Below are 24426 nucleotides of genomic sequence, written 5' to 3' on the forward strand. Positions count from 1 at the left end.
CGCAGTGTGCCAGCCCGTGTACGGCCGGGAAACAGTCGGGCGCAAGGAACCCCGGTGCTTAGAACAGGGGGCTCGGAAGCACCCCTTCGAGCGCGAGCAGGTCCCGCTTGGTTTCCAGGCCGCCGCCGAATCCGCCCAGGCCGCCGTGGCTCTCCACCACCCGGTGGCAGGGCACCACCACGGGCAGCGGGTTCGAGCCCATGGCCGCGCCGACCGCCTGCGCCGCCCCCGGCCGGCCGACCCGGCGGGCCAGATCGCCGTACCCCACCACCGTCCCGTACGGGACCGCGGAGGCGAGCTCTTGCAGCACCTGCCGGTTGAAGCCGGACGAGAGCGACCAGTCGAGCGGCAGCGTGAACGCGCGCAGCGAACCGTCGAAGTAGGCCTCGATCTGACGTATGGGCTCCTCCAGGAGGCCCGGGCCGCCGGGCGCCGCCAGGGTGGGCTCGGTGGCGAACCGGGCGGCGAGGGCCCGCACGGCCCGGGCCCGGACCGGCTCATCGGCGTGGAACACCACGCTCACCAGGCCTTGTCCTGTGGCGGCCAGGAACAGCGGGCCGATGTCGCTGCGAACGACCGCCCACTCGACGAACTGCGCGTTGCTGTCCATGGCGACCACCGTACGACCGCCCACTGACAACGCGGCCGGGCGGACCTTCCGGGCCCGGCGGCATGGGCACCAATGCGAACGGATCCCCTCAGATGGGAACGCCCCAAGTGCCCGGAGTCGATAAATTGCCCGGAAAATGTTTGCCTGTCGCGCAGCGAGCCCTAATGTCGCCCCCACCAGGGTCGCCACAGGAGTAGGGCCTCTTCAGTCGGCACGGGGCGAAGGGCACATGAGTATGCACGGGACGGTCGACGGATTCAGCTACGGCCTCGTCACGCCGGTGGCGGCGTTCATCATGGCCTGCCTCGGCGGGGCCCTGGGACTGCGCTGCACGGCGCGGTCGCTGCGGACCGAGCGGTCCTTCAAGGCGGCCTGGCTGGCGCTGGGCGCCACGTCCATAGGGTCGGGCATCTGGACCATGCACTTCATCGCGATGATGGGCTTCTCGGTCCACGAGGCGCCGCTCGGCTACGACCGGGGCATCACCTTCGCCAGTCTCGCCGTCGCGATCGTGATGGTCGGCATCGGGATCTTCATCGTCGGCTATCGGGGCGCCACCCCCATGGCGCTGGTCACCGGCGGCACCATCACGGGTCTCGGGGTGGCCACCATGCACTACCTGGGCATGGCCGGGATCAGGATGAACGGCGAGTTCGAGTACAACACCGTGGTGGTCAGCATCTCCGTGGTGATCGCGGTGGTGGCCGCCACCGCCGCCCTGTGGGCCGCCGTCTCCGTGCACGGATTCCTGGCCAGCCTGCTGGCCAGCCTCGTCATGGGCGTCGCCGTCAGCGGCATGCACTACACGGGCATGGCGGCGCTCAGCGTCCGGTTGCACGGCGCCTCCGGCGTCGCGGCCGGCGGGGAGACGCCCGCCGCGCTGCTCGCGCCCATGCTGATCGGGCCCGTCGCCTTCCTGATCATCGCCGGGGTGGTCGTGATGTTCGACCCGCTGGTGGTGATGGGCAAGCCCGACTGGGAGAAGCGCCCGCCGCGCGCGATCCCGCTGCCCCGGCACCGCCCGTCCTTCCCCGAGCGCACCAGCTGGGCGGCGTCCGAGCCCCCGCGCGAGGGCTCCGCCTCGCCGCACGACTGGTGAGCGGACCCCGATCGCACGCCGGTTGTCAGTGGCGGGTCGTACGGTGGTTGCATGCGGCCCGTTTCCAAGATCGAACGTACGGTGGCGCCCTTCGAGGTCGTCAGTCCCTACCAGCCCAGCGGTGACCAGCCGGCGGCCATCGCCGAGCTGGCGAAGCGCATCCGTGCAGGTGAGAAGGATGTCGTCCTCCTCGGCGCGACCGGCACCGGAAAGTCGGCGACGACTGCCTGGATGATCGAGAAGCTCCAGCGCCCCACCCTGGTGATGGCGCCGAACAAGACGCTGGCCGCCCAGCTGGCCAACGAGTTCCGCGAGCTGCTGCCCAACAACGCCGTCGAGTACTTCGTGTCGTACTACGACTACTACCAGCCCGAGGCGTACGTCCCGCAGTCGGACACCTACATCGAGAAGGACTCCTCGATCAACGAGGAGGTCGAGCGGCTGCGCCACTCGGCGACCAACTCGCTGCTCACCCGGCGCGACGTGATCGTGGTCGCCTCCGTCTCCTGCATCTACGGCCTCGGCACCCCGCAGGAGTACGTCGACCGGATGGTGCCGCTGAAGGTCGGCGAGGAGATCGACCGGGACCAGCTGCTGCGCCGCTTCGTCGACATCCAGTACACCCGCAACGACATGGCGTTCACCCGCGGCACCTTCCGGGTGCGCGGCGACACCATCGAGATCTTCCCGGTCTACGAGGAACTGGCCGTCCGCATCGAGATGTTCGGGGACGAGATCGAGGCCCTGTCCACCCTCCACCCGGTCACCGGCGAGATCATCAGCGAGGACCAGTCGCTCTACGTCTTCCCCGCGAGCCACTACGTGGCGGGCCCCGAGCGCATGGAGAAGGCCGTCAACGGCATCGAGAAGGAGCTGGAGCAGCGCCTGGCGGAGCTGGAGAAGCAGGGCAAGCTCCTGGAGGCCCAGCGGCTGCGCATGCGCACCACGTACGACCTGGAGATGCTCCGCCAGATCGGCAGCTGCTCGGGCGTCGAGAACTACTCGATGCACTTCGACGGCCGCGACCCCGGCACCGCGCCCAACACCCTGATCGACTACTTCCCCGAAGACTTCCTGCTGGTCCTCGACGAGTCGCATGTGACCGTGCCGCAGATCGGCGCGATGTACGAGGGCGACGCCTCCCGCAAGCGCACCCTCGTCGACCACGGCTTCCGGCTGCCCTCCGCGCTGGACAACCGGCCGCTGAAGTGGGAGGAGTTCCTCGGCCGCATCGGCCAGACGGTGTATCTGTCGGCCACCCCGGGGAAGTACGAGCTCTCGCGCGGCGACGGCTTCGTGGAGCAGATCATCCGCCCCACCGGCCTGGTCGACCCGGAGGTCGTGGTCAAGCCGACCGAGGGTCAGATCGACGACCTGGTGCACGAGATCCGTCAGCGCACCGAGAAGGACGAGCGGGTCCTGGTCACCACCCTGACCAAGAAGATGGCCGAGGACCTCACCGACTACTTCCTCGAACTCGGCATCCAGGTGCGGTACTTGCACAGTGACGTCGACACCCTGCGCCGCATCGAGCTGCTGCGCGAACTGCGGGCCGGCGAATACGACGTCCTGGTCGGCATCAACCTGCTGCGCGAGGGCCTCGACCTGCCGGAGGTCTCCCTGGTGGCGATCCTCGACGCCGACAAGGAGGGCTTCCTGCGGTCGGGCACCTCGCTGATCCAGACCATCGGCCGTGCGGCCCGCAACGTCTCGGGCCAGGTCCACATGTACGCGGACCGGGTCACCCCGGCGATGGAGAAGGCGATCGACGAGACCAACCGGCGCCGCGAGAAGCAGATCGCGTACAACAAGGAGCGGGGCATCGACCCGCAGCCGCTGCGCAAGAAGATCAGTGACATCGCCGCGAGCATCGCGCGCGAGGAGATCGACACCGAGGAACTGCTCGGCAGCGGCTACCGCAAGGGCAAGGACGGCAAGCAGGCCAAGGCTCCGGTGCCCTCCCTCGGCGGCAAGGCGGCGAAGTCGGCCAAGGGCGCCAAGCAGGAGCTCACCGACCGGCCCGCGGCCGAACTGGCGGGAATCATCGAGGAGATGACCGACCGCATGCGGGCGGCCGCAGCGGACTTGCAGTTCGAGGTGGCGGCCCGGTTGCGGGACGAGGTCGGCGAGTTGAAGAAGGAGCTCCGTCAGATGAGGGAGGCGGGCCTCGCCTGACCCGCGGACGCCGCGCGTGGACGGTGTGTTGCAACACCGCCACAAAAGCGCCCCCGCCGAAGCGCGCGGCCCGTGCCACTGCGTAGGGTCGGGCCCGAGAACGTACACCGACGCAAAGCATGTCAAGAACGACAACGTGGCATGTCAAGCACGACAACAGGGGAGAGGGGACAGCGCGTGACGGTCAATCTGTCCAAGGGTCAGGCCATCAGCCTGGAGAAGCAGGGTGGCGGCACCCTGACCGCGGTGCGGATGGGGCTCGGCTGGCAGGCGGCCCCGCGCCGGGGCCTGTTCGGCAAGCGGACGCAGGAGATCGACCTGGACGCGTCGGCGGTGCTGTTCGCCGACAAGCAGCCCGTCGACGTGGTCTTCTTCCGCCACCTCGTCAGCGACGACGGTTCGGTACGGCACACCGGTGACAACCTCGTGGGCGGTGCGGGCCAGGGCGGTGACGACGAGTCGATCCTGGTCGACCTCTCGCGCGTGCCGGTCCACATCGACCAGATCGTCTTCACGGTGAACTCCTTCACCGGCCAGACGTTCCAGGAGGTGCAGAACGCGTTCTGCCGTCTGGTCGACGAGACCAACGGCCAGGAGCTGGCCCGGTACACGCTGGACGGCGGCGGCCAGTACACGGCGCAGATCATGGCCAAGGTGCACCGCTCGGGCGCCGGCTGGCAGATGACCGCGATCGGCAACCCGGCCAACGGCCGCACCTTCCAGGACCTGATGCCGGCGATCCTGCCGCAGCTCTGAGCGCACCGGACCACCGCGCCACCGCACCACCGCAGCTCCCGGAGGCACGACGCCGCCGGGAGCTGCACCGCAATCACACAGGCACCGCACGCACCACCATCAACTCGACGAGGGGACAGAGGCGATGACGGCCGAGCTGGTACGGGGGCAGAACCACCCCCTGCCCGGGACCCGACTGGAGATCCGGGTGTCGGCCGGCACCCCGGTGGTGGCCGCCGCCACGCTCGGCGACGAGCAGGGCAGGGTGCGGGCGGTGGAGCAGGTCGCCCACCCCGGCTCGCCGACGCTGCCCGGCCTCGAAGTCTCCCGGCAGGCCGCGGCCGACCACCGCCTCGCGGTGGACCTGGAGGCCCTGGACGAGGGCGTTCACCGGGTCAATGTGCTGCTGGCGCTTCCGTTCGGGACACCGGGGCCCAGCCGGTTCGCCGCGGTGGCCGCGCCCTTCGTCGCCGTGACCGGCCTGGACGGCACGGAGATCGCCAGCTTCACCCTCACCGGTCTCGGCGTCGAGTCGGCGGTGGTGGCCGTGGAGCTCTACCGCCGCCAGGGCGCCTGGAAGATCCGCGCCATCGGCCAGGGGTACGAGGGCGGCCTCGCCGCGCTCCTCGCCGACCAGGGCCTGGCCGAGGCCGGACAGGTGGCCGCCGCCATCCAGGAGGCGGTCACGCTCGGCGTCTCCCGCTCGGTGTCGGCGCCCCCGCCGCGTACGAGCGACGACACCCGGGTGCGTACGCCCGGCCCCGGAGCCACCGGAGCCCCCGGCGGGCCCGCGCCCGCCGACCCGGAACCGCCCGCCGCCGTGCCGCAGCAGGCGGTCGGCGACGGCGGCCCCATCAACTACGCGCATCCGCGGCGCCAGACCAGCACGCCTCCGCCGCCGGCCCCCGTGGCACCGCCCGCGGCCCCCGGCGAGCCCGCGCGGCCGGTCGCCGGGGACGCGAGCGGCTGGTCCATGGACGAGCGGCTCTACAACCAGGTGTGGGGCATGTTCGAGGACCTGGCCCGCGCCGTCGCCGCCTACCGCAGCGCCGTCGACTTCGCGGACTCGCGGCTGGAGCAAGAGCTCGACCGGGCCCTGTCCGACCCGCGCGACCGCCTGGGCTCCTCGGGGGACCGGGCGCGCGAAGAGGCCCGCGTCAAGCGGGAGGAGCTCGTCGACCGGGCCAGAGAGGCGCTCGACCGCGACCTGGCCCAGCTCACCGCCGAGTCGGAGGTCGTCGAGCCCGCGCTGCCGCCCGCGTACGCCCGCTGGGACAACCCGGTGTGGCACGGCTACCGGGTGCCGATGGAACTCCCGATGGCGCTGCGGATCGGGGACCTCCATCTGCCCGAGCAGCCGCAGTTGCGCATTCCGATGCTGATCCGGCTGCCCCTTGAGCGCGGACTGTGGATCGACTCCGGCCGCAGCGGTTTCGAAGCGGCCGCCTTCCTCGACCCCGACCAGGCCAAGGGCCTCGCGGTGGACACCGCGGTGGCCGTCGCGGCACGTCTGCTCGCGGTGTACCCGGCCCATGAGTTCACGCTCCATGTCATCGACCCGGCGGGCGCGGCCGCCGCCCGGCTCGCCCCGCTCACACGCTCCGGGGTGCTCGCGGCGCCGCCCGCGGCCGGCGCCGCCGGAGTGTCCGAAGTGCTGGCCAGGCTCACCGAGCGGGTGGACCTCGTCCAGATGGCGGTACGGGCCGGGGCGGGCGTCGACGCGCTGCCGCCGGGGATGGACACCGCGGAGCAGCTCCTCATCGTCAACGACTTCCCGCACGGCTTCGACGACCGCGCCCTCAACCAACTGCGCTACCTCGCCGACGAGGGGCCCTCGGTCGGCGTGCATCTGCTCATGATCGCCGACCGCGAGGAGGCCAGTGAGTACGGTCCGGTCCTCCAGCCGTTGTGGCGTTCGCTGCTGCGCCTGACCCCGGCCCCCGACGACCACCTCGCCGACCCGTGGGTGGGGCATGCCTGGACGTACGAGCCGCCGCTCGCGCCGTCCGGCAGCCGGGTCCTGGAGCAGGTGCTCGGACAGGTCGGGGAGGCCCGCGCCGCTTGGCCCCGTTAGCGGACCGCGCGCGCCACGGGAGTGAACGGACCGCCCGCGCCAGGGGAGCGTCGGCTCCGCCATGCGTGATGAGCCAGACCTCTTTGACCTGGCCTTTTGTATTGTCTTTACCCATCTCTTTACCTTCTCTTGGTCAATCGGGTAGGCTGCTTGCAGCGGAGGGGAGTACTCCCGACTGCGGCGTTCCCGTCAATACGGACCCACGGGACGGGTCCCGGGGCGCCGGCCCGCGGCGCGAGGGAAGGCGCCCGGGTGGAAGAGACCTCCGGCAGCGACGACGCTGATCAGTAGCCGTACGACGCCGGAGGCGCAGTGGACGTTTCAATGACCCTGTGGGTACTGACCATCCTTGGTCTGTGTGCCCTGATCGCGGCCGACTTCTTCATCGGGCGCAAGCCCCATGACGTGTCGGTCAAGGAAGCCGGCGTCTGGACCGTGGTCTGGATCGTGCTGGCGGCCCTGTTCGGCCTCGGCCTGCTGTTCTTCGGCCACAGCCAGGCGTCCGGCGAGTTCTTCGCGGGCTTCATCACCGAGAAGTCGCTCTCCGTCGACAACCTCTTCGTCTTCATCCTGATCATGGCGAAGTTCTCGGTGCCCTCGCAGCTGCAACAACGGGTGCTGCTCTTCGGCGTGTTGATCGCCCTCGTACTGCGCGCGATCTTCATCGCGGCCGGTGCCGCGGTGATCGCCAACTTCTCCTGGGTCTTCTACATCTTCGGCGCGTTCCTGATCTACACCGCCTGGAAGCTCATCCAGGAAGCGCGCTCCGGCGACGAGGAGGAGGAGTTCGAGGAGAACCGCCTGCTGAAGTCCGTCGAGAAGAGGTTCGGCGTCGCCGACCGCTACCACGGCACCAAGCTGTTCGTGGCGAAGAACGGCAAGAAGATCATGACGCCGCTGATGGTCGTCATGCTCGCCATCGGCACCACCGACGTGCTCTTCGCGATGGACTCGATCCCGGCGATCTTCGGCCTCACCCAGGACCCGTACATCGTCTTCACCGCCAACGCCTTTGCGCTGATGGGACTGCGCCAGCTGTACTTCCTGATCGGCGGCCTGCTCAAGAAGCTGGTCCACCTCAGCTACGGCCTGTCGGTGATCCTGGGCTTCATCGGCGTAAAGCTGGTGCTGCACGCCCTGCACGAGAACGGGGTGGACGTCCCCGAGATCTCCATCCCGCTCTCCCTGGGTGTCATCTGCGGCGTCCTGGTCATCACCACCATCACCAGCCTCGTCGCCGCCCGTAAGCAGGCGGCGGCGCAGGAGCCCGAGAAGGACAGCATCGGCGCCTGAGCGCGCGGATCGAGGCGGCCCCCCCTGGCCCTCCCGGCCCCCTATGCGGGGGCCGCCTCCGACTCCGTCCCCGTAACGCGCCGCACCACCGGGCGAGTCTCCGGCAGCAGCGCGAAGCAGGCCAGGCTCAGCAGCCCGACTCCGGCCAGATACGCGGCGACGCCCCACGGCGGCCCGTCGCGGCCGGCCAGTGCCGTCGCCGCGATCGGCGTCAGGGCGCCGCCCACCACCCCGCCCAGGTTGTAGCCGACCGCGGCCCCCGTGCAGCGCACCCTCGGCTCGTACAGCTCCGGGAGATACGCCGCGATCACCCCGAACATGGTGATGAACGCCAGCATCGCGCCGAGGAATCCGGTGAACATCCACAGGGGCTCGGCGGTCCCGAGCAGCGCCACCATCGGGAACATCCACACCACCGCCGCACCGCACCCCGCCAGGCACAGCGGTCTGCGTCCGTAGCGGTCACCGAGCAGCGCCGCCAGCGGGGTCACCGCGCCCATGATCGCCACCGCGGCCATGACGCAGACCAGAGCCACCGTGCGGTCCACGCCGAGCCGCTGTGTCGCATACGCCAGCGACCAGGTGGTGACCGCGTAGAACAGGGCGTACCCGACCGCGAGAGCGCCCGCGGTGAGCAGCACCAACCGCCAGTGGCCGCGCGCCACTTCGAGCAGCGGCAGCGTGGCCGGTTCGCCCATCTCGCGGAAGTGCGGGGTCTCCGCCAGTGAGGTCCGCAGCAGCAGGCCGCCCAGCGCGAGCAGCCCGGCGGCCCAGAACGGCACCCGCCAACCCCAGTCGTGGAACTGGGCGTCGGTCAGCCCGGCGGACAGGGCGAGGACGAGCCCGTTGGCGAGCAGGAAGCCGATGGAGGGGCCGATCTGCGGAAAGCTCGTCCACAGGGCCCGCCGGTGGGCGGGCGCGTGTTCGGCCGTGAGCAGCACCGCGCCGCCCCACTCGCCACCCAGCCCCAGCCCCTGGAGGAAGCGCAGCACCAGGAGGAGTGAGGGCGCCGCGATGCCGATCGTGGCGTACGAGGGAACACAACCGACCGCCACCGTCGCGAGGCCGGTCAGCGCGAGCGAGGCGAACATGACCGGCCGGCGGCCGTAGCGGTCGCCGACGTGTCCGAAGAGGACCGAGCCCAGCGGGCGGGCCAGGAAGCCGACCCCGAAGGTGCCGAAGGCGGCCAGGGTCCCCGCGAGTGCGGAGAAGGTGGGAAAGAACAGCGGGCCCAGGATGAGGGCGGCCGCCGTCCCGTACACGAAGAAGTCGTAGAACTCGATGGCCGTGCCCGCGAGCGAGGCGGCCGCGAGGCGGAGCATCGACGGGGAACCGGGCGGATGCGGGGGAGGGGAGGGGCGCATATCGCGCCAACTACCCACCGTGAACGGCCGTTACGGGGCGTGCGGGAGCTCATCGAGAGGCGGGCGGGCGCACGCGGTCCGGGTCGATTGTCAGTGGCGGGTGCCACCATCGAGGCATGGACATCTTCGGTGCGGCACGAGGGCGGTTTTCCTCGCCGGGAGCGGTGGCGCGAGCCGCCGCCCGGTGGCTACCAGCCGCGCTCGCGCCACTCCGGCAGATGCGGGCGCTCGTCGCCGAGGGTGGTGTCCTTGCCGTGGCCGGGATAGACCCAGGTCTCGTCGGGCAGGGCGGCGAAGAGCTTGGTCTCGACGTCGCGGAGCAGGCTCGCGAACGCGGCCGGGTCCTTCCAGGTGTTGCCCACGCCGCCGGGGAAGAGGCAGTCGCCGGTGAACACATGGGGGTGGCCGTGCGGGTCGTCGTAGATGAGGGCGATCGAGCCGGGGGTGTGGCCGACGAGGTGGCGCGCGGTCAGCTCGACACGGCCGACCGTGATCGTGTCGCCGTCCTCGACGAGGACGTCCGTCGGGACCGGGATGCCCTCGGCGTCATGGCGGCCCGCGTAGGTGCGCGCGCCCGTCGCCGCGACGACCTCGGCCAGCGCCTGCCAGTGGTCGCCGTGGCGGTGCGTGGTGACGACGGACGCGATGCCGTCGTCACCGATCAGCGTGAGCAGCGTCGCGGGGTCCGCGGCCGCGTCGATGAGCAGCTGCTCGCCGGTGTTCCGGCAGCGCAGCAGATACGCGTTGTTGCCCATCGAGCCGACCTCGACCTTGGAGATCATGAGGTCCGTCAACTCGTGCACGTCGGCAGGACCGCCGGCCTTCACCGCTCCGCTGTACGTCATGGGCTCAGCCTATCGCCGGGGTCACAGCGGGGGCAGTGCGGGCAGGGCCCCGCCGGTCACCTTGAGGGCGGCGCCGTCACGCCGGCCCGCGAGCCAGCCGACGAGCTCCGCCGCCGGGCCGCTCACCCGCAGGGGGTCGCCCTGGCCGCCGCCTCCGGTGGTCCACGTCCCGCCGGCGTCGTCGTTCAGGGTGATCGACGGCAGGTCCTTGTGGCCGGCGAACCGGTCGGCCAGGAAGGCGCTCTCGCGCCGCACGAAGTCCGCGGGGAGGTCTTCGAGTTCATAGCCGATCCCGAGGTCCACGTGGTGCAGTTCGACCTCGACCAGGCGCCGGAACGGCACTCGGGCCGCCGTGTCCGTCACGCCGTTGCGCAGCTCGACCGTGCGCGACCAGTCGGCGGGCCGATCGCCCTCCGCCTGGAAGCCGGCCGCGCTGTCACGCACGTCCGCGAGCTGGACGTCCAGCGGGCGGGGCGCATCACGGTCGATGTCGGCGTCCCGGGCCTCGGCGCTCGGATACATGGGCCGCCCGGCCAGCACATTGACGAGCGCGTCCGCGTTCCGTGCGATATGGGCGAGCACATGGCCGCGGCTCCAGCCGGGAAGCCGTGACGGCTCGGCGACGGAGCCGTTGTCCAGTGCGGCGGCTGCGCTGAGCAGCCGTTCGGTGGCTTCGCGTACAGAGGCCAGGTCGCGCGCGTGATCAATCATGGCGCCGACGATAGCCCCGCCACTCAATCGGGTGAAGGTGGCTGGACGAGTCCATAATTCGAATGTGCGTGCTATACGCTCGGGAATGGGTCCCCCCTCAAAACCGTTGTGGAACCTGTCCGGATTCATCCAAGAATCAACGACATCACTGTGGCGCCCCCCATACCCTGGGACGGGGGCTCCTGGAGCCCCCTCGCTCCCTCTAGAAAGGTGCGGACCGGCGTGGCCGACCGTCTCATCGTCCGTGGCGCGCGCGAGCACAATCTCAAGAACGTCTCGCTCGACCTGCCACGTGACTCCCTCATCGTCTTCACGGGTCTGTCCGGGTCGGGCAAGTCCTCGCTCGCCTTCGACACGATCTTCGCGGAGGGACAGCGCCGCTACGTCGAGTCGCTGTCCTCGTACGCGCGCCAGTTCCTCGGCCAGATGGACAAGCCGGACGTCGACTTCATCGAAGGCCTGTCGCCCGCGGTCTCCATCGACCAGAAGTCGACCTCGCGCAACCCGCGCTCGACGGTCGGCACCATCACCGAGGTCTACGACTACCTGCGCCTGCTGTTCGCGCGCATCGGCAAGCCGCACTGCCCCGAGTGCGGCCGGCCCATCACCCGCCAGTCGCCGCAGGCCATCGTGGACAAGGTCCTCGAACTGCCCGAGGGCAGCCGCTTCCAGGTGCTCTCGCCGCTGGTCCGCGAGCGCAAGGGCGAGTTCGTCGACCTCTTCGCCGACCTCCAGACCAAGGGCTACAGCCGGGCCCGGGTCGACGGCGAGACCATCCAGCTCAGCGAGCCGCCCAAGCTCAAGAAGCAGGAGAAGCACACCATCGAGGTGGTCATCGACCGCCTCACGGTGAAGGACGGCGCCAAGCGCCGCCTCACCGACTCGGTCGAGACCGCGCTGGGCCTGTCCGGCGGCATGGTCGTGCTCGACTTCGTCGACCTCGCGGCCGACGACCCCGAGCGCGAGCGGATGTACTCGGAGCACCTCTACTGCCCGTACGACGACCTCTCCTTCGAGGAGCTGGAGCCCCGCTCCTTCTCCTTCAACTCGCCGTTCGGCGCCTGCCCCGACTGCACCGGCATCGGTACGCGCATGGAGGTCGACCCCGACCTGATCATCCCCGACGAGGACAAGTCCCTCGACGAGGGCGCGGTCTCGCCGTGGTCGCTCGGCCACACCAAGGACTACTTCGCCCGCCTGGTGGGCGCGCTCGCCGCCGAGCTGGGCTTCCGCACCGACATCCCCTGGGCCGGTCTGCCGCAGCGCGCCAAGAAGGCGCTGCTCTACGGCCACAAGACCCAGATCGAGGTCCGCTACCGCAACCGGTACGGCAGGGAGCGGGCGTACACCACCGCCTTCGAGGGAGCGGTGCCGTTCGTCAAGCGCCGCCACTCCGAGGCGGAGAGCGACGGCGCCCGCGAGCGCTTCGAGGGCTATATGCGCGAAGTGCACTGCCCCACCTGTGAGGGCACGCGCCTCAAGCCCCTGGTCCTCGCGGTCACCGTGATGGAGAAGTCCATCGCCGAGGTCGCCGCGATGTCCATCAGCGACTGCGCGGACTTCCTGGCCGAGCTCAAGCTCAACAACCGCGACAAGAAGATCGCCGAGCGGGTCCTGAAGGAGGTCAACGAGCGGCTGAAGTTCCTGGTCGACGTGGGCCTCGACTACCTCTCGCTCAACCGCGCCGCCGGCACGCTCTCCGGCGGCGAGGCCCAGCGCATCCGGCTCGCCACCCAGATCGGCTCCGGCCTGGTCGGCGTGCTCTACGTCCTGGACGAGCCCTCGATCGGTCTGCACCAGCGCGACAACCACCGCCTGATCGAGACGCTGGTGCGCCTGCGCGACATGGGCAACACCCTGATCGTCGTCGAGCACGACGAGGACACCATCAAGGTGGCCGACTGGGTCGTCGACATCGGCCCCGGCGCCGGTGAGCACGGCGGAAAGGTCGTCCACAGCGGGCCGTTGAAGCAGCTGCTCAGCAACAAGGAGTCGGTGACCGGCCAGTATCTGGCGGGCAAGAAGTCGATCCCGCTGCCCGACGTGCGGCGCCCCATCGACCCCTCGCGCCGGCTCACCGTGCACGGAGCCAAGGAGAACAACCTCCGCGACATCGACGTCTCGTTCCCGCTCGGCGTGCTGACCGCGGTCACCGGCGTCTCCGGCTCGGGCAAGTCGACGCTGGTCAACGACATCCTCTACACGCACCTCGCCCGGGAGCTGAACGGGGCGCGCAGCGTGCCCGGCCGGCACACTCGGGTCGACGGGGACGACCTCGTCGACAAGGTGGTCCACGTCGACCAATCGCCCATCGGCCGCACCCCGCGGTCCAACCCGGCGACGTACACCGGCGTCTTCGACCACGTCCGCCGGTTGTTCGCGGAGACGATGGAGGCGAAGGTCCGGGGCTATCTGCCGGGACGGTTCTCCTTCAACGTCAAGGGCGGTCGCTGCGAGAACTGCTCGGGCGACGGCACCATCAAGATCGAGATGAACTTCCTGCCGGACGTGTACGTCCCGTGCGAGGTCTGCCACGGGGCGCGCTACAACCGGGAGACCCTGGAGGTCCACTACAAGGGCAAGTCCATCGCCGAGGTGCTGGACATGCCGATCGAGGAAGGCTTGGAGTTCTTCGAGGCCGTTCCGACGATCGCCCGCCATCTGCGCACGCTCAACGAGGTCGGGCTCGGGTATGTCCGGCTCGGGCAGTCCGCGCCCACGCTCTCGGGCGGCGAGGCCCAGCGGGTGAAGCTCGCCTCCGAGCTCCAGAAGCGCTCCACCGGCCGCACGGTGTACGTGCTCGACGAGCCCACCACCGGGCTCCACTTCGAGGACATCTCCAAGCTGATCAAGGTGCTCTCGGGGCTGGTCGACAAGGGCAACTCGGTGGTCGTCATCGAGCACAACCTGGACGTCATCAAGACGGCGGACTGGGTCATCGACATGGGTCCCGAGGGTGGCAGCGGGGGTGGCCTGGTCATCGCCGAGGGCACGCCCGAGGAGGTGGCCTCGGAGTCGGCCAGCCACACGGGCAAGTTCCTGAGGGACATCCTGGGGGCGGACCGGATCAGCGACGCCGCGTCGTCGCCGGGACGGAAGTCCCCGAAGCGGGCGGCCACCAAGCCGGCCTCGACGAAGGCCGCACCGGCCAAGAAGGCGGTGGCCAAGAAGGCAGCACCGGCAAAGAAAACAGCCCGAGCCCGCAAGGCCTGAGCCACACCGCGCCTCTTCCCCACCCCCCCGCGGCGGGGAAGAGGCGCGGAACGCCCTCTCCCCCAAGGCCCCGCGGGACCCCCGCCCCCTAGGGACGCGAGGCACCGCGCGACCGGCCACGTGCGGCGGTCAGCGGGGAGCGGTCCTGTTGTTTGGGGGCGCGGGGAACTGCGCGACCGGCCACGTGCGGCGGTCAGCCGGGAGCGGTCCTGTTGTTTGGGGGCGCGGGGAACTGCGCGACCGGCCACGTGCGGCGGTCAGCCGGGAGCGGTCCTGTTGTTTGGGGGCGCGGGGAACTGCGCGATCAGCCACGTGCGGCGGTCAGCCGGGAGCGGTCCTGTTGTTTGGGGGCGCGGGGAACTGCGCGATCAGCCACATACGGCGGCCAGCTGGGAACGGACCTGATAGGGGCGCGGGGAACTGCGCAAACAGCCCCGGCGCGGCCGGCGCCGAACCCCCGCGCGGCCAGGGCCGCACCCGGCGCGCCAGGGCCGCCAGGGTCAGGAGAGCGGGCCGAGCTCCTCGGCCATGGGCGGCTGAGCCCCCTCCTTCGCACAGGTCAGCGCCGCCACCCTCGCCGCGTAACGCAGAACACGAGGCCAGTCCGCCGCCGCCAGCGCGGACACGCTCGGGACGTGGTGCAGCAGCGCCGCGTTCACCGTGTCGCCCGCCCCGATCGTGTCCACCACCTCCACCCGCTCGGCGGGAACCGAGTGCTCGGCACCCTCCCTGGTGTGGGCCGTCAGGCCCCGCGCGCCCTTCGTCAGGACCACCGCCCGGGGTCCCGCCGCGAGCCACTCCTCAGGCGTTCCGCCCAGCCACTCCGCGTCCTCCTCGGACAGCTTCAGGACGGAGACGTACGGCAGCCAGCCGCGGAACCGGGCGCGATAGGCGTCGGGGTCCGGGATCAGGGGTGGACGGATGTTGGGGTCGAGCAGGGTGAGCAGGCCCCGCCCGGACTCCCGGCGCAGCAGCGCCTCATAGGCGCTCGCGCCCGGCTCCAGGATCAGGGAGCAGGTGCCGAGGGCCAACGCGGTCGCCGCGGGCGGCAGTTGAGGGGGGAGTGCGAAGAGGCGGTCGGCGGTGCCGTCCGCGTAGAAGCCGTATCCCGCGGAGCCGTCCGGGGCCACGTTCGCCACGGCGAGCGTCGTCGGCTCCGGACCGCGCTGCACCAGGGACGTGTCCACCCCGGCCGTGCGTAGCCCGCCCAGCAGGGCCTCGCCGAAGCCGTCCGTGGAGACCCGGGAACAGAAGGCGGCCCGCGCCCCGAGCCGCCCCAGGGCCACCGCGGTGTTGTACGGGCCGCCGCCGGGCCGGGGTGCCAGCGGCCCCAGGGGATCTTCGGGGTGCCGCGGCACCAGGTCGATGAGGGATTCTCCGGCGACGACGATCACGGCCCAGAACGTAACCCATCCCACGGCGCACGGGCAGCCCGCCGCCGGGAGCCCCGCCGCACGGGCAGCCCCGCCGCCGGGGAGCCCCGGCGCCGAGCGGGCGATCCGCGCCGGTATCGTCGATCGGGCAACCCCGGTCGGTTGTGGCGGCCGGGTCGGTCGCCGCACGGCCGACCAGGACAAGACCAGTGATCAGTGGAGACAGCCCATGACCGGCAAGCCCGCCGCCCGTCGCACCGTGCTGAAAGGCGCCGCCCTCGGCGGGGCCGTGGGGATCGGCGTGGCCGCCTGCTCCACCGACTCCAAGCTCGGCCACGCCGAGAACCCCACCCCCACCGCCCCCGAGCCGCTCGGTTCGCCCGACGCGGTCCCCGTCGGCGGTGCCAAGCTCTACCGCGAGCAGCGGGTCATGGTGAGCTGCCCGGCCAAGGGTGAGTACAAGGCGTTCAGCGCCCAGTGCACGCACGCCGGCTGCCTCCTGGACAAGATCGAGGACGGCCACGCGAACTGCCCCTGCCACGGCAGCCGCTTCAACGTGATGACCGGCAAGCCCGTCCACGGCCCGGCCACCGTGCCGCTGCCCCCGGTGCCGGTGAAGCTCAAGGACGGCCAGCTCGTAGCCGGCCCCGACGCCTGACCCGACAGGCCCCCGCGCTCACTCCCAGTCCCAGTCCACCCCTAGGATCCCCGGCCGTACCCCCTGCTCCACCAGGTGCACCGAACGGTGGCGTCCGCTGAGGGTGAGGTCGCTGCGGCCGGAGCGGGTGGCGCCGGTGGAGGTCTGGGCGAAGCGGCGGCAGCGGGCCGGCAGGGCCCGCTCGTCGAACCGCACCTGAAGGACGTACTGGCCGCCCGCGAAGGCGAAGCCGCGTACGTACTCCCGGCTCGGACCGCCCGTACCGTCCTCGAAGCCGTAGCCGAACAGATACGTCTCGCCGGCCCGCAGCCGGGTGTCGAAGAGCAGCTCGGCGACCAGGACTCCGCTGGCCGCGTCCCAACGGACGCGCCCGGTGCGGCAGTTCTCGCCCGCGCGCACCTCCACCCGGGCCGGATCGCAGCCCGCGTCCCCGCGGTGGATGGCCAGATAGCGGTCGACGCCGTCGCGGTGGGCCCGTACGACGTGTTGCGAGTCCCGGCCGCGCAGTTCCCGGGCCGCGCCGATACGGACGCGTTCGTGGTGGCCGACGGTGTGCAGACCGCCGTCCACCGGGGTTTCGAGCCCCGCGATGAGCTGCTCCACCACCCCCGAGGCCTCGACGAGCGAACGGTAGGAGCGTCCCGCGGGGCGCTCCACCTCGGTCGCCGAGGTGTCGTCGAGCAGGCGCAGCAGGGAGTTCGCGGGCAGACCGAGCACCTCTTCGAGCCCGCGGACCGCGCGCAGCGACTCGGGGCGCTGCGGCCGGCGCGCCCCTTGCTGCCAGTAACTCAGGCTGGTGACACCGACCTTGATGCCGCGTCCGGCGAGATGGTGCTGCACGCGCTGGAGCGGCAGGCCCCGTACGGACAGCGCGGCGCGCAGCGCCAGATGGAACGGGCCGGTGTGGAGCACCTGCTTCAGGTCGGCCTCGGTGTGGAGCATGGGGGACTCCTCAGTGAACGTTCACGGTGGGGGGCGGACGCGGGGCGGCAACAGGTCGGGGAAAACCTGGTGGCGGGGAAGGAGCTGTTCACACTCCGGCCACTTCGTTCACACCCGCGTCCCACCCCGCATTGAAGCGCGTTGACCTGTTCTCGACAACGGGCGATGCTCGACAACAAGCGTCCGGACGCGATCCTCCACCATCCCCAACCCCCCACCCCGCCATGGGAGGAACGCGATGCGCAGCAAGAACAGACGGCTGTCCGCCCTCACCCTCGTGGTGGCGGCCCTGTTTGCCGCCCCCACGGCAACAGCCACCGCCGCCCCGCACAACGACAAGCCGGTGCCCGCCGCAGCCGCCGCGGCGAGCGCTGCCGGTTCCAAGCGCCTCAACATCACCATGCAGTCCCAGCAGAAGGACAACTGGTGCTGGGCCGGCAGCGGAAACACCATCGCCACCTGGTTCGGACGCTCCTACACCCAGAACCAGTTCTGCAACGCGGCGTTCGGCCGGACGCAGGGCTACGACTGCCCCAACTGGCAGGCCAACCTGGGCAATGTGCAGACCGCCCTCGACTGGGCCGGCATCAACTCGGGCTCCTATGTGACCGGTTGGCTGCGCTATTCGACCGTTCAGACCGAGATCAACAACAACCGTCCGATCGAGACCCGCATCCAGTGGTCCAGCGGCGGCGGTCACATGCACGTCGTGTACGGCTACGACGACGCCAGCACCTGGGTGTACTGGGGCGACCCCTGGCCCTCCAGCACCCGCTACAACTGGGCGTCGCACGACTGGTACGTGAACAACAACTCCTTCTCCTGGACCCACTCGCTGTACCGGATCGGGGCGTGACGACGATGAAGGTGACCCGCCTCGCACCCGTGACCGTCGCCGTCGCGCTTGTCGCACTGGCCGCCCCGCACGCCGTCGCCGACCAGGCGCCGAACGCCTCCGCGCAGTCCCGGGCCGCGGCCCGCCAGGCCGCGTCCGCACCCGCCACCCTCGACACGCTCTCCCGCTTCTTCGCGCGGGACGGCAAGGTGGCGCTCACGGCCGCCGCCCCGCACATCGAGGGCGACGCGGTACCCGTCTACACGCTCTCGCCGCAGTTCGTGGCGGGCAAGGCGGGCGCCCCCGTCGCGCAACTGGAGTACCTCGCCTCCACGGCCGTCGCCTCCGACGGCCAGAAGGCATCCCTGTGGACGGTCCCCGAGGGCTCGTCCTGGAAGGTGGTCAACATAGCCACCGGCGACGACGAGTCCCGTTACGCCACGGCCGGCGCCGCGAAACTCCCCGGCGGCACCGTGTTCCAGGAGCCGCAGATCAACGCCTGGTACGTGGCGAAGGACAGCAAGGTGCTGCCCCTCGACGAGGACGCCGTCAAGGCGATCGGCGCGGGTGGCACCAGCCTCGCCGGATACCGTCAGCGCGTCCATCGGGCTTATGGGGACAAGCTGCCGGGGTCGGCGTATGACAGGGCGGGCGAGGCGGGCGGGTACGCCGAGGCGCCCGCCGCCACCGGGGTCGGCAGTCCTCTGGTTCCGGCTGCCGCCGCCGGGGGTGGTACTCCTCTGGGTCCGGTGTCCGCCGGGGCGGGGGTTGTGCTGGTGCTCGGTCTGGGTGCGGCTTGGCGGCTTCGCCGGCGTGGGGCGGTGCGGGCGTAGCGACCGGGCCGGTGCGGGGCCCAACGCCCCGCCCCGGCCCACCCCCACCCCGGCGGACCGGACCCCGTCCCGCGCAGTTCCCCGCGCCCCTAAACCCTCTCGATCCTGCGGACCGTGGTCGCTTCTCGCGCAGTTCCCCGCGCCCCTGAAACCCGCTCTCCCTGCGGGCCGTGGTCGCTTCTCGCGCAGTTCCTCGCGCCCCTGAAAACCCGTTTTCGGCTGCGGGCCGCAGGTGGCTGGGCGCGCAGTTCCCCGCGCCCCTTAGGCGCTCGGTGCGGGCCAGCATCGGCCGCCTCAGCCCGTCCGGCGATTGAGGACGAGCGCCCTTTAGGCGCGATACGGGGTCTGGGGCGGAGCCCCAGGGGCTTTGGCTGCGGACCGTGCCCGCGTCTCGCGCACTTCCCCGCGCCCCTGGCAGGACGGGTGCCGGCCCGCATCGGCAGGCCCAGCCCGTCCGGCGATTGAGGACGGGGTCGGTGGCGGCCGCGTTGTCGGTGGCCGCCAGTAGGGTGGTGGCCATGGCAGACCCCTCCAGCTACCGCCCCAAGCCGGGACAGATCCCCGACTCGCCGGGGGTCTACAAATTCCGCGACGAACACCGCCGGGTGATCTACGTCGGGAAGGCGAAGTCCCTGCGCCAGCGGCTCGCCAACTACTTCCAGCCGTTGACGAGCCTGCACCCGCGCACGGCCACGATGGTCACCACGGCCGCCTCCGTGGAGTGGACCGTCGTCGCCACCGAGGTCGAGGCGCTCCAGCTCGAGTACTCCTGGATCAAGGAGTTCGACCCGCGTTTCAACGTCAAGTACCGCGACGACAAGAGCTACCCCTACCTCGCGGTGACGATGAACGAGGAGTTCCCGCGCGTCCAGGTCATGCGCGGCGCCAAGAAGAAGGGCGTGCGCTACTTCGGCCCGTACAGCCACGCCTGGGCGATCCGCGAGACCGTCGACCTGATGCTGCGCGTCTTCCCGGTCCGCACCTGCTCGGCGGGCGTCTTCAAGCGCTCGGCCCAGATCGGCCGCCCCTGTCTGCTCGGTTACATCGGCAAGTGCGCGGCCCCCTGCGTCGGCCGCGTCACCCCCGAGGAACACCGCGAACTGGCCGAGGACTTCAGCGACTTCATGGCCGGCCGCACCGGCGCCTATCTGCGCCGCGTCGAGCAGCAGATGATGGCCGCGGCCGAGGACATGGAGTACGAGCGGGCGGCCCGGCTCCGGGACGACCTGGGGGCGCTCAAGAAGGCCCTGGAGAAGAACGCGATCGTCTTCAACGACGCCACCGACGCCGACCTCATCGCGGTGGCCGAGGACGAGCTGGAGGCGGCCGTCCAGATCTTCCACGTCCGCGGCGGCCGGGTGCGCGGCCAGCGCGGCTGGGTCACCGACAAGGTCGAGGCCGTCGACACCGCGGGTCTGGTCGAGCACGCGCTCCAGCAGCTGTACGGCGAGGAGACCGGCGACTCCGTGCCCAAGGAGGTCCTGGTCCCGGCGCTCCCCGAGGACGCGGACGCGGTGAGCGGCTGGCTGGCGAGCCGCCGCGGCTCGGCCGTCTCGCTGCGCATCCCCCAGCGCGGCGACAAGAAGGCCCTGATGGTGACGGTCGCCCGCAACGCCCAGCAGGCCCTGGTCCTGCACAAGACCAAGCGCGCCTCGGACCTGACGACGCGCTCGCGGGCCCTGGAGGAGATCGCCACCGCCCTGGAGCTGGACAGCGCGCCCCTGCGCATCGAATGCTTCGACATCTCCCACCTCCAGGGCGACGACGTGGTGGCCTCGATGGTCGTCTTCGAGGACGGCCTCGCCCGCAAGAGCGAGTACCGACGCTTCCAGATCAAGGGCTTCGAGGGCCAGGACGACGTCCGGTCGATGCACGAGGTGATCAGCCGCCGCTTCAAGCGCTATCTGTCGGAGAAGGCGCGTACGGGGGAGTGGGTCGAGGAGGAGAGTTCGGGCGGCGCGGACACGTCCGGCCGGACCGTCGGTGAACTCCAGACCGTCAATGAACTCCAGCCCCACGGTGAACTCCAGAGCGTTGGTGAGCTGGTGGACGCGTCCGGCCGACCGACGGACGCGCCTGGCCGGGGCGGCCCCGGCGATCCGGCCGGCCCGGCGCCCGCCCCGCACTCGGGGGAGGTGTCCGCGCTCCAGGACGAGGACGGCCGGCCCAAGCGCTTCGCCTACCCGCCCCAGCTCCTGGTCGTCGACGGCGGCCGCCCCCAGGTCGCCGCCGCCAAGCGGGCCCTGGACGAGCTGGGCATCGACGACATCGCCGTGTGCGGCCTCGCCAAGCGGCTCGAAGAGGTCTGGGTGCCCGAGGAGGACGACCCGGTGGTGCTGCCCCGCTCCAGCGAGGGGCTCTACCTCCTCCAGCGGGTGCGTGACGAGGCCCACCGCTTCGCCATCACCTATCAGCGGGCCAAACGGACCAAGCGCTTCAAGGCGGGGCCGCTGGATGCGGTGCCCGGCCTCGGCGACACCCGCAAGCATGCTCTGATCAAGCATTTCGGCTCGGTGAAGAGGCTCCGGTCGGCGACAATCGACGAGATCTGCGAGGTCCCCGGCATAGGCCGCAAGACGGCCGAGACCGTTGCCGCGGCCCTCGCCGAAGCGGTTCCGGCCGCGCCCGCCGTGAATACGGCGACAGGAGAGATCATGGAAGAGGACGACGGGGGCAGCACGACATGACCGACCAGCACGAAGAAGACCGAGACGCGGGAGTAGACGTGAGTACGGGCACGACGATCGAGGCCGGCGGGGCCGATGCGCCCATCCCCGAGCTGGTGATCATCTCCGGTATGTCGGGCGCCGGGCGCAGCACCGCGGCCAAGTGCCTGGAGGACCTCGGCTGGTTCGTCGTCGACAACCTGCCGCCCGCGCTGATCCCCACCATGGTGGAGCTCGGCGCCCGCTCCCAGGGCAACGTGGCGCGCATCGCCGTCGTCGTCGACGTGCGCGGCCGCAGGTTCTTCGACAACCTCCGCGAGTCGCTCGCCGACCTCGACGCCAAGGAGGTGACCCGCAGGATCGTCTTTTTGGAGTCCTCCGACGACGCCCTGGTGCGCCGCTTCGAGTCGGTGCGCCGCCCCCACCCGCTCCAGGGCGACGGCCGCATCGTCGACGGCATCGCCGCCGAGCGCGACCTGCTGCGCGAGCTGCGCGGCGACGCCGACCTGGTGATCGACACCTCCAGCCTCAACGTCCATGAGCTGCGCGCCAAGATGGACGCCCAGTTCGCGGGCGACGAGGAGCCGGAGCTACGCGCCACCGTCATGTCGTTCGGCTACAAGTACGGCCTGCCGGTCGACGCGGACCTGGTGGTCGACTGCCGCTTCCTGCCCAACCCGCACTGGGTGCCGGAGCTGCGTCCGTACACCGGCCTCAACGAGGAGGTGTCGGGCTATGTCTTCGGGCAGCCGGGTGCCAAGGAGTTCCTCGACCAGTACAGCGAGCTGCTCCAGCTGATCGCCGCCGGCTACCGCCGCGAGGGCAAGCGGTACGTGACGATCGCGGTCGGCTGCACCGGCGGCAAGCACCGCTCGGTCGCCATGTCCGAGAAGCTCGCCGCCCGCCTGGCCTCCGAGGGGATCGAGACCGTCGTCGTCCACCGGGACATGGGGCGCGAGTGAAGGTGTACCGCCGGCGCACCGCCGGGCCGGTGCTGCGCACCGGTCGCAAGCGGGGCGCCCAGCCCAAGGTCGTCGCGCTCGGCGGCGGCATGGGCCTGTCGGCCTCGCTCGCCGCCCTGCGCCGGATCACCGGCGACCTGACGGCCGTCGTCACCGTCGCCGACGACGGCGGCTCCAGCGGCCGGCTCCGCGAGGAACTGGGCGTGCTGCCGCCGGGCGACCTGCGCAAGGCCCTGGCCGCGCTCTGCGGCGACGACGACTGGGGCCAGACCTGGGCCCGGGTCATCCAGCACCGCTTCCAGTCCCAGGGCGAGCTGCACGAGCACGCCGTGGGCAACCTCTTGATCGTCGCCCTGTGGGAACAGCTCGGCGACCATGTGCAGGCCCTCGACCTGGTCGGAAAGCTGCTCGGCGCGCAGGGCCGGGTGCTGCCGATGTCGGCGGTGCCGCTGGAGCTGGAGGCCCTCGTACGGGGTCACGACGTGGCGCGCCCCGATGACGTGGACACCGTGCGCGGGCAGGCCACGGTGGCGCTCACGCCCGGCGAGGTGCTCTCCGTGCACCTGGTCCCGCACGACCCGCCGGCCGTCCCCGAAGCGGTCGCCGCGGTGCTCGACGCGGACTGGGTGGTGCTCGGCCCGGGCTCCTGGTTCTCCTCCGTCATCCCGCATCTGATGGTCCCCGAACTGCTGGACGCGCTCACCGAGACCAAGGCCCGCAAGGTCCTCTCGCTGAACCTCGCGCCACAACCGGGTGAAACCGATGGCTTCTCACCGCAGCGTCATTTGGAGGTTTTGGGACGACACGCCCCTAAACTCGCCTTCGACGTGGTGCTGGCCGATGTGGCCGCCGTGCCCGACCGGGGGAGCCTGACCGAAGCCGCGAAACGGCTCGGAGCCGAGGTCGAGCTGGCGCCCGTGGCCAGGCCCGATGGTTCTCCGAAGCACGATCCGGAGCTGTTGGCCGCCGCGTACGACCGTATTTTTCGGATGCATGGAAGGATCGGCCCATGGCGATGACGCCGGCGGTGAAGGACGAGATTTCCCGGCTGCCCGTCACCCGGACCTGCTGTCGGAAGGCGGAGGTCTCGGCGATTCTTCGATTCGCGGGCGGGCTGCACCTGGTGAGCGGCCGCATTGTGATCGAGGCGGAGCTGGACACCGCGATGGCGGCACGTCGGCTCAAGCGGGACATTCTGGAGATCTTCGGGCACAGCTCCGAGCTGATCGTGATGGCCCCGGGCGGCCTGCGCAGAGGCTCACGTTTCGTCGTGCGGGTCGTGGCGGGCGGCGATCAGCTGGCTCGCCAGACCGGGCTCGTCGACGGCCGCGGCCGTCCCATCCGCGGTCTGCCGCCCCAGGTGGTCTCGGGGGCCACCTGTGACGCGGAGGCCGCCTGGCGCGGCGCGTTCCTGGCGCACGGCTCGCTGACCGAGCCGGGCCGCTCCTCGTCCCTCGAAGTGACCTGCCCGGGCCCGGAGGCGGCCCTCGCCCTGGTCGGTGCCGCACGGCGGCTCCAGATCGCGGCCAAGGCACGCGAGGTCCGCGGTGTGGACCGGGTGGTCGTGCGGGACGGTGACGCGATCGGCGCGCTGCTCACCCGGCTCGGCGCGCACGAGTCGGTGCTCGCCTGGGAGGAGCGGCGGATGCGCCGCGAGGTGCGGGCCACCGCCAACCGCCTCGCCAACTTCGACGACGCCAACCTGCGCCGCTCGGCCCGGGCCGCGGTCGCCGCCGGAGCCCGCGTCCAGCGTGCTTTGGAGATCCTGGCCGACGAGGTCCCCGAACACCTCGCGGCGGCCGGCCGGCTGCGCATGGAGCACAAGCAGGCCTCCCTGGAGGAGCTGGGCGCGCTCGCCGACCCGCCGCTGACCAAGGACGCCGTCGCGGGCCGGATCCGCCGGCTGCTCGCGATGGCCGACAAGCGGGCCCAGGACCTGGGGATCCCCGGCACCGAGTCCAATCTGACGGAGGAGATGGCGGACGGCCTGGTCGGCTGAGTCGGCCCGCCCTCAACTGCCGTGCACCGGCGCCCACTT

Annotated in this window: 19 protein-coding genes; 13 read left to right on the plus strand and 6 right to left on the minus strand. The window is 71.1% G+C overall.

The features are described from left to right. Positions 1 to 58: 58 nt before the first annotated feature. The gene (locus DWB77_RS28605; RefSeq protein ID WP_120724443.1) at positions 59 to 610 is read right to left on the minus strand and encodes a methylated-DNA--[protein]-cysteine S-methyltransferase; all 552 of its coding nucleotides are present in this window, start codon (positions 608 to 610) and stop codon (positions 59 to 61) included. Between the two features lie 235 nt (positions 611 to 845). Here DWB77_RS28605 and DWB77_RS28610 point away from each other — a divergent pair, with 235 nt between their 5' ends. From DWB77_RS28610 to DWB77_RS28630, 5 genes are all read left to right on the plus strand, one after another. Further along, entirely contained in the window at positions 846 to 1709 is an 864-nt protein-coding gene (locus tag DWB77_RS28610; RefSeq protein ID WP_120724445.1) for an MHYT domain-containing protein, read from the plus strand. A 51-nt stretch (positions 1710 to 1760) separates the two neighbouring features. Then, on the plus strand, positions 1761 to 3884 hold the full coding sequence (uvrB, locus tag DWB77_RS28615; RefSeq protein ID WP_120724447.1) for an excinuclease ABC subunit UvrB: 2124 nt from the start codon (positions 1761 to 1763) through the stop codon (positions 3882 to 3884). Positions 3885 to 4061: 177 nt separating this feature from the next. Beyond that, a complete protein-coding gene (locus DWB77_RS28620) occupies positions 4062 to 4640 on the plus strand; it encodes a TerD family protein (protein ID WP_120724448.1) in 579 nt (192 codons plus the stop codon). A gap of 124 nt (positions 4641 to 4764) precedes the next feature. Further along, positions 4765 to 6693 (plus strand): TerD family protein, encoded by a 1929-nt coding sequence (locus tag DWB77_RS28625; protein ID WP_120724450.1) that lies wholly within the window; start codon positions 4765 to 4767, stop codon positions 6691 to 6693. 312 nt (positions 6694 to 7005) lie between these two features. Next, positions 7006 to 7986, plus strand: coding sequence for a TerC family protein (locus DWB77_RS28630; protein WP_120724452.1), 981 nt, complete (start codon positions 7006 to 7008; stop codon positions 7984 to 7986). Positions 7987 to 8027: 41 nt separating this feature from the next. Here DWB77_RS28630 and DWB77_RS28635 read toward each other — a convergent pair whose 3' ends face one another. From DWB77_RS28635 to DWB77_RS28645, 3 genes are all read right to left on the minus strand, one after another. Beyond that, positions 8028 to 9308 (minus strand): MFS transporter, encoded by a 1281-nt coding sequence (locus DWB77_RS28635; protein WP_120724454.1) that lies wholly within the window; start codon positions 9306 to 9308, stop codon positions 8028 to 8030. A 230-nt stretch (positions 9309 to 9538) separates the two neighbouring features. After that, positions 9539 to 10195 (minus strand): MBL fold metallo-hydrolase, encoded by a 657-nt coding sequence (locus DWB77_RS28640; protein WP_120724456.1) that lies wholly within the window; start codon positions 10193 to 10195, stop codon positions 9539 to 9541. Between the two features lie 21 nt (positions 10196 to 10216). Next, complete coding sequence (locus tag DWB77_RS28645; RefSeq protein WP_120724458.1) at positions 10217 to 10906, minus strand: maleylpyruvate isomerase family mycothiol-dependent enzyme; 690 nt, start codon at positions 10904 to 10906, stop codon at positions 10217 to 10219. Positions 10907 to 11128: 222 nt separating this feature from the next. On the opposite strand from DWB77_RS28645, the gene uvrA reads away from it, so the two are divergent. Further along, complete coding sequence (gene uvrA, locus DWB77_RS28650; protein ID WP_120724460.1) at positions 11129 to 14119, plus strand: excinuclease ABC subunit UvrA; 2991 nt, start codon at positions 11129 to 11131, stop codon at positions 14117 to 14119. A 500-nt stretch (positions 14120 to 14619) separates the two neighbouring features. Here the strand turns inward: uvrA and DWB77_RS28655 are convergent, their stop codons facing one another. Further along, positions 14620 to 15513 carry a carbohydrate kinase family protein gene (locus DWB77_RS28655; protein WP_120724462.1) on the minus strand — a complete coding sequence of 298 codons (894 nt, stop codon included), beginning with the start codon at positions 15511 to 15513 and terminating at the stop codon, positions 14620 to 14622. Between the two features lie 208 nt (positions 15514 to 15721). Here DWB77_RS28655 and DWB77_RS28660 point away from each other — a divergent pair, with 208 nt between their 5' ends. Further along, positions 15722 to 16150 carry a Rieske (2Fe-2S) protein gene (locus DWB77_RS28660; RefSeq protein WP_120724464.1) on the plus strand — a complete coding sequence of 143 codons (429 nt, stop codon included), beginning with the start codon at positions 15722 to 15724 and terminating at the stop codon, positions 16148 to 16150. A gap of 18 nt (positions 16151 to 16168) precedes the next feature. Here DWB77_RS28660 and DWB77_RS28665 read toward each other — a convergent pair whose 3' ends face one another. Continuing rightward, positions 16169 to 17092, minus strand: coding sequence for a hypothetical protein (locus tag DWB77_RS28665; protein ID WP_120724466.1), 924 nt, complete (start codon positions 17090 to 17092; stop codon positions 16169 to 16171). A 238-nt stretch (positions 17093 to 17330) separates the two neighbouring features. Here DWB77_RS28665 and DWB77_RS28670 point away from each other — a divergent pair, with 238 nt between their 5' ends. The 6 genes from DWB77_RS28670 to whiA all read left to right on the plus strand — a co-directional run bounded on the left by DWB77_RS28670 (position 17331) and on the right by whiA (position 24387). Next, positions 17331 to 17948: a papain-like cysteine protease family protein gene (locus DWB77_RS28670; RefSeq protein ID WP_120724468.1), complete on the plus strand. Its 618-nt coding sequence runs from the start codon at positions 17331 to 17333 to the stop codon at positions 17946 to 17948. A gap of 5 nt (positions 17949 to 17953) precedes the next feature. Beyond that, a complete protein-coding gene (locus tag DWB77_RS28675; protein ID WP_120728362.1) occupies positions 17954 to 18760 on the plus strand; it encodes a hypothetical protein in 807 nt (268 codons plus the stop codon). A gap of 518 nt (positions 18761 to 19278) precedes the next feature. Then, positions 19279 to 21447, plus strand: coding sequence for an excinuclease ABC subunit UvrC (gene uvrC / locus DWB77_RS28680; RefSeq protein ID WP_120724470.1), 2169 nt, complete (start codon positions 19279 to 19281; stop codon positions 21445 to 21447). Next, a complete protein-coding gene (gene rapZ, locus DWB77_RS28685) occupies positions 21444 to 22388 on the plus strand; it encodes an RNase adapter RapZ (RefSeq protein ID WP_174248639.1) in 945 nt (314 codons plus the stop codon). Before uvrC ends, rapZ begins: the two co-directional genes overlap by 4 nt. Continuing rightward, entirely contained in the window at positions 22385 to 23407 is a 1023-nt protein-coding gene (locus tag DWB77_RS28690) for a gluconeogenesis factor YvcK family protein (protein WP_120724472.1), read from the plus strand. The genes rapZ and DWB77_RS28690 overlap by 4 nt, the downstream gene beginning before the upstream one ends. Then, positions 23398 to 24387: a DNA-binding protein WhiA gene (gene whiA / locus DWB77_RS28695; protein WP_120724474.1), complete on the plus strand. Its 990-nt coding sequence runs from the start codon at positions 23398 to 23400 to the stop codon at positions 24385 to 24387. Before DWB77_RS28690 ends, whiA begins: the two co-directional genes overlap by 10 nt. Positions 24388 to 24426: the final 39 nt, after the last annotated feature.

This window comes from Streptomyces hundungensis (assembly GCF_003627815.1).
GTDB lineage: Bacteria > Actinomycetota > Actinomycetes > Streptomycetales > Streptomycetaceae > Streptomyces > Streptomyces hundungensis_A.

Excerpts from the sequence above, each read along its gene's own strand:
- DWB77_RS28605 (WP_120724443.1), bottom strand. The coding sequence starts at position 610 with ATGGACAGCAACGCGCAGTTCGTCGAGTGGGCGGTCGTTCGCAGCGAC.
- DWB77_RS28610 (WP_120724445.1), top strand. The coding sequence starts at position 846 with ATGCACGGGACGGTCGACGGATTCAGCTACGGCCTCGTCACGCCGGTG.
- uvrB (WP_120724447.1), top strand. The coding sequence starts at position 1,761 with ATGCGGCCCGTTTCCAAGATCGAACGTACGGTGGCGCCCTTCGAGGTC.
- DWB77_RS28625 (WP_120724450.1), top strand. The coding sequence starts at position 4,765 with ATGACGGCCGAGCTGGTACGGGGGCAGAACCACCCCCTGCCCGGGACC.
- DWB77_RS28635 (WP_120724454.1), bottom strand. The coding sequence starts at position 9,308 with ATGCTCCGCCTCGCGGCCGCCTCGCTCGCGGGCACGGCCATCGAGTTC.
- DWB77_RS28640 (WP_120724456.1), bottom strand. The coding sequence starts at position 10,195 with ATGACGTACAGCGGAGCGGTGAAGGCCGGCGGTCCTGCCGACGTGCAC.
- DWB77_RS28645 (WP_120724458.1), bottom strand. The coding sequence starts at position 10,906 with ATGATTGATCACGCGCGCGACCTGGCCTCTGTACGCGAAGCCACCGAA.
- DWB77_RS28660 (WP_120724464.1), top strand. The coding sequence starts at position 15,722 with ATGACCGGCAAGCCCGCCGCCCGTCGCACCGTGCTGAAAGGCGCCGCC.
- DWB77_RS28665 (WP_120724466.1), bottom strand. The coding sequence starts at position 17,092 with ATGCTCCACACCGAGGCCGACCTGAAGCAGGTGCTCCACACCGGCCCG.
- DWB77_RS28670 (WP_120724468.1), top strand. The coding sequence starts at position 17,331 with ATGCGCAGCAAGAACAGACGGCTGTCCGCCCTCACCCTCGTGGTGGCG.
- DWB77_RS28675 (WP_120728362.1), top strand. The coding sequence starts at position 17,954 with ATGAAGGTGACCCGCCTCGCACCCGTGACCGTCGCCGTCGCGCTTGTC.
- uvrC (WP_120724470.1), top strand. The coding sequence starts at position 19,279 with ATGGCAGACCCCTCCAGCTACCGCCCCAAGCCGGGACAGATCCCCGAC.
- rapZ (WP_174248639.1), top strand. The coding sequence starts at position 21,444 with ATGACCGACCAGCACGAAGAAGACCGAGACGCGGGAGTAGACGTGAGT.
- whiA (WP_120724474.1), top strand. The coding sequence starts at position 23,398 with ATGGCGATGACGCCGGCGGTGAAGGACGAGATTTCCCGGCTGCCCGTC.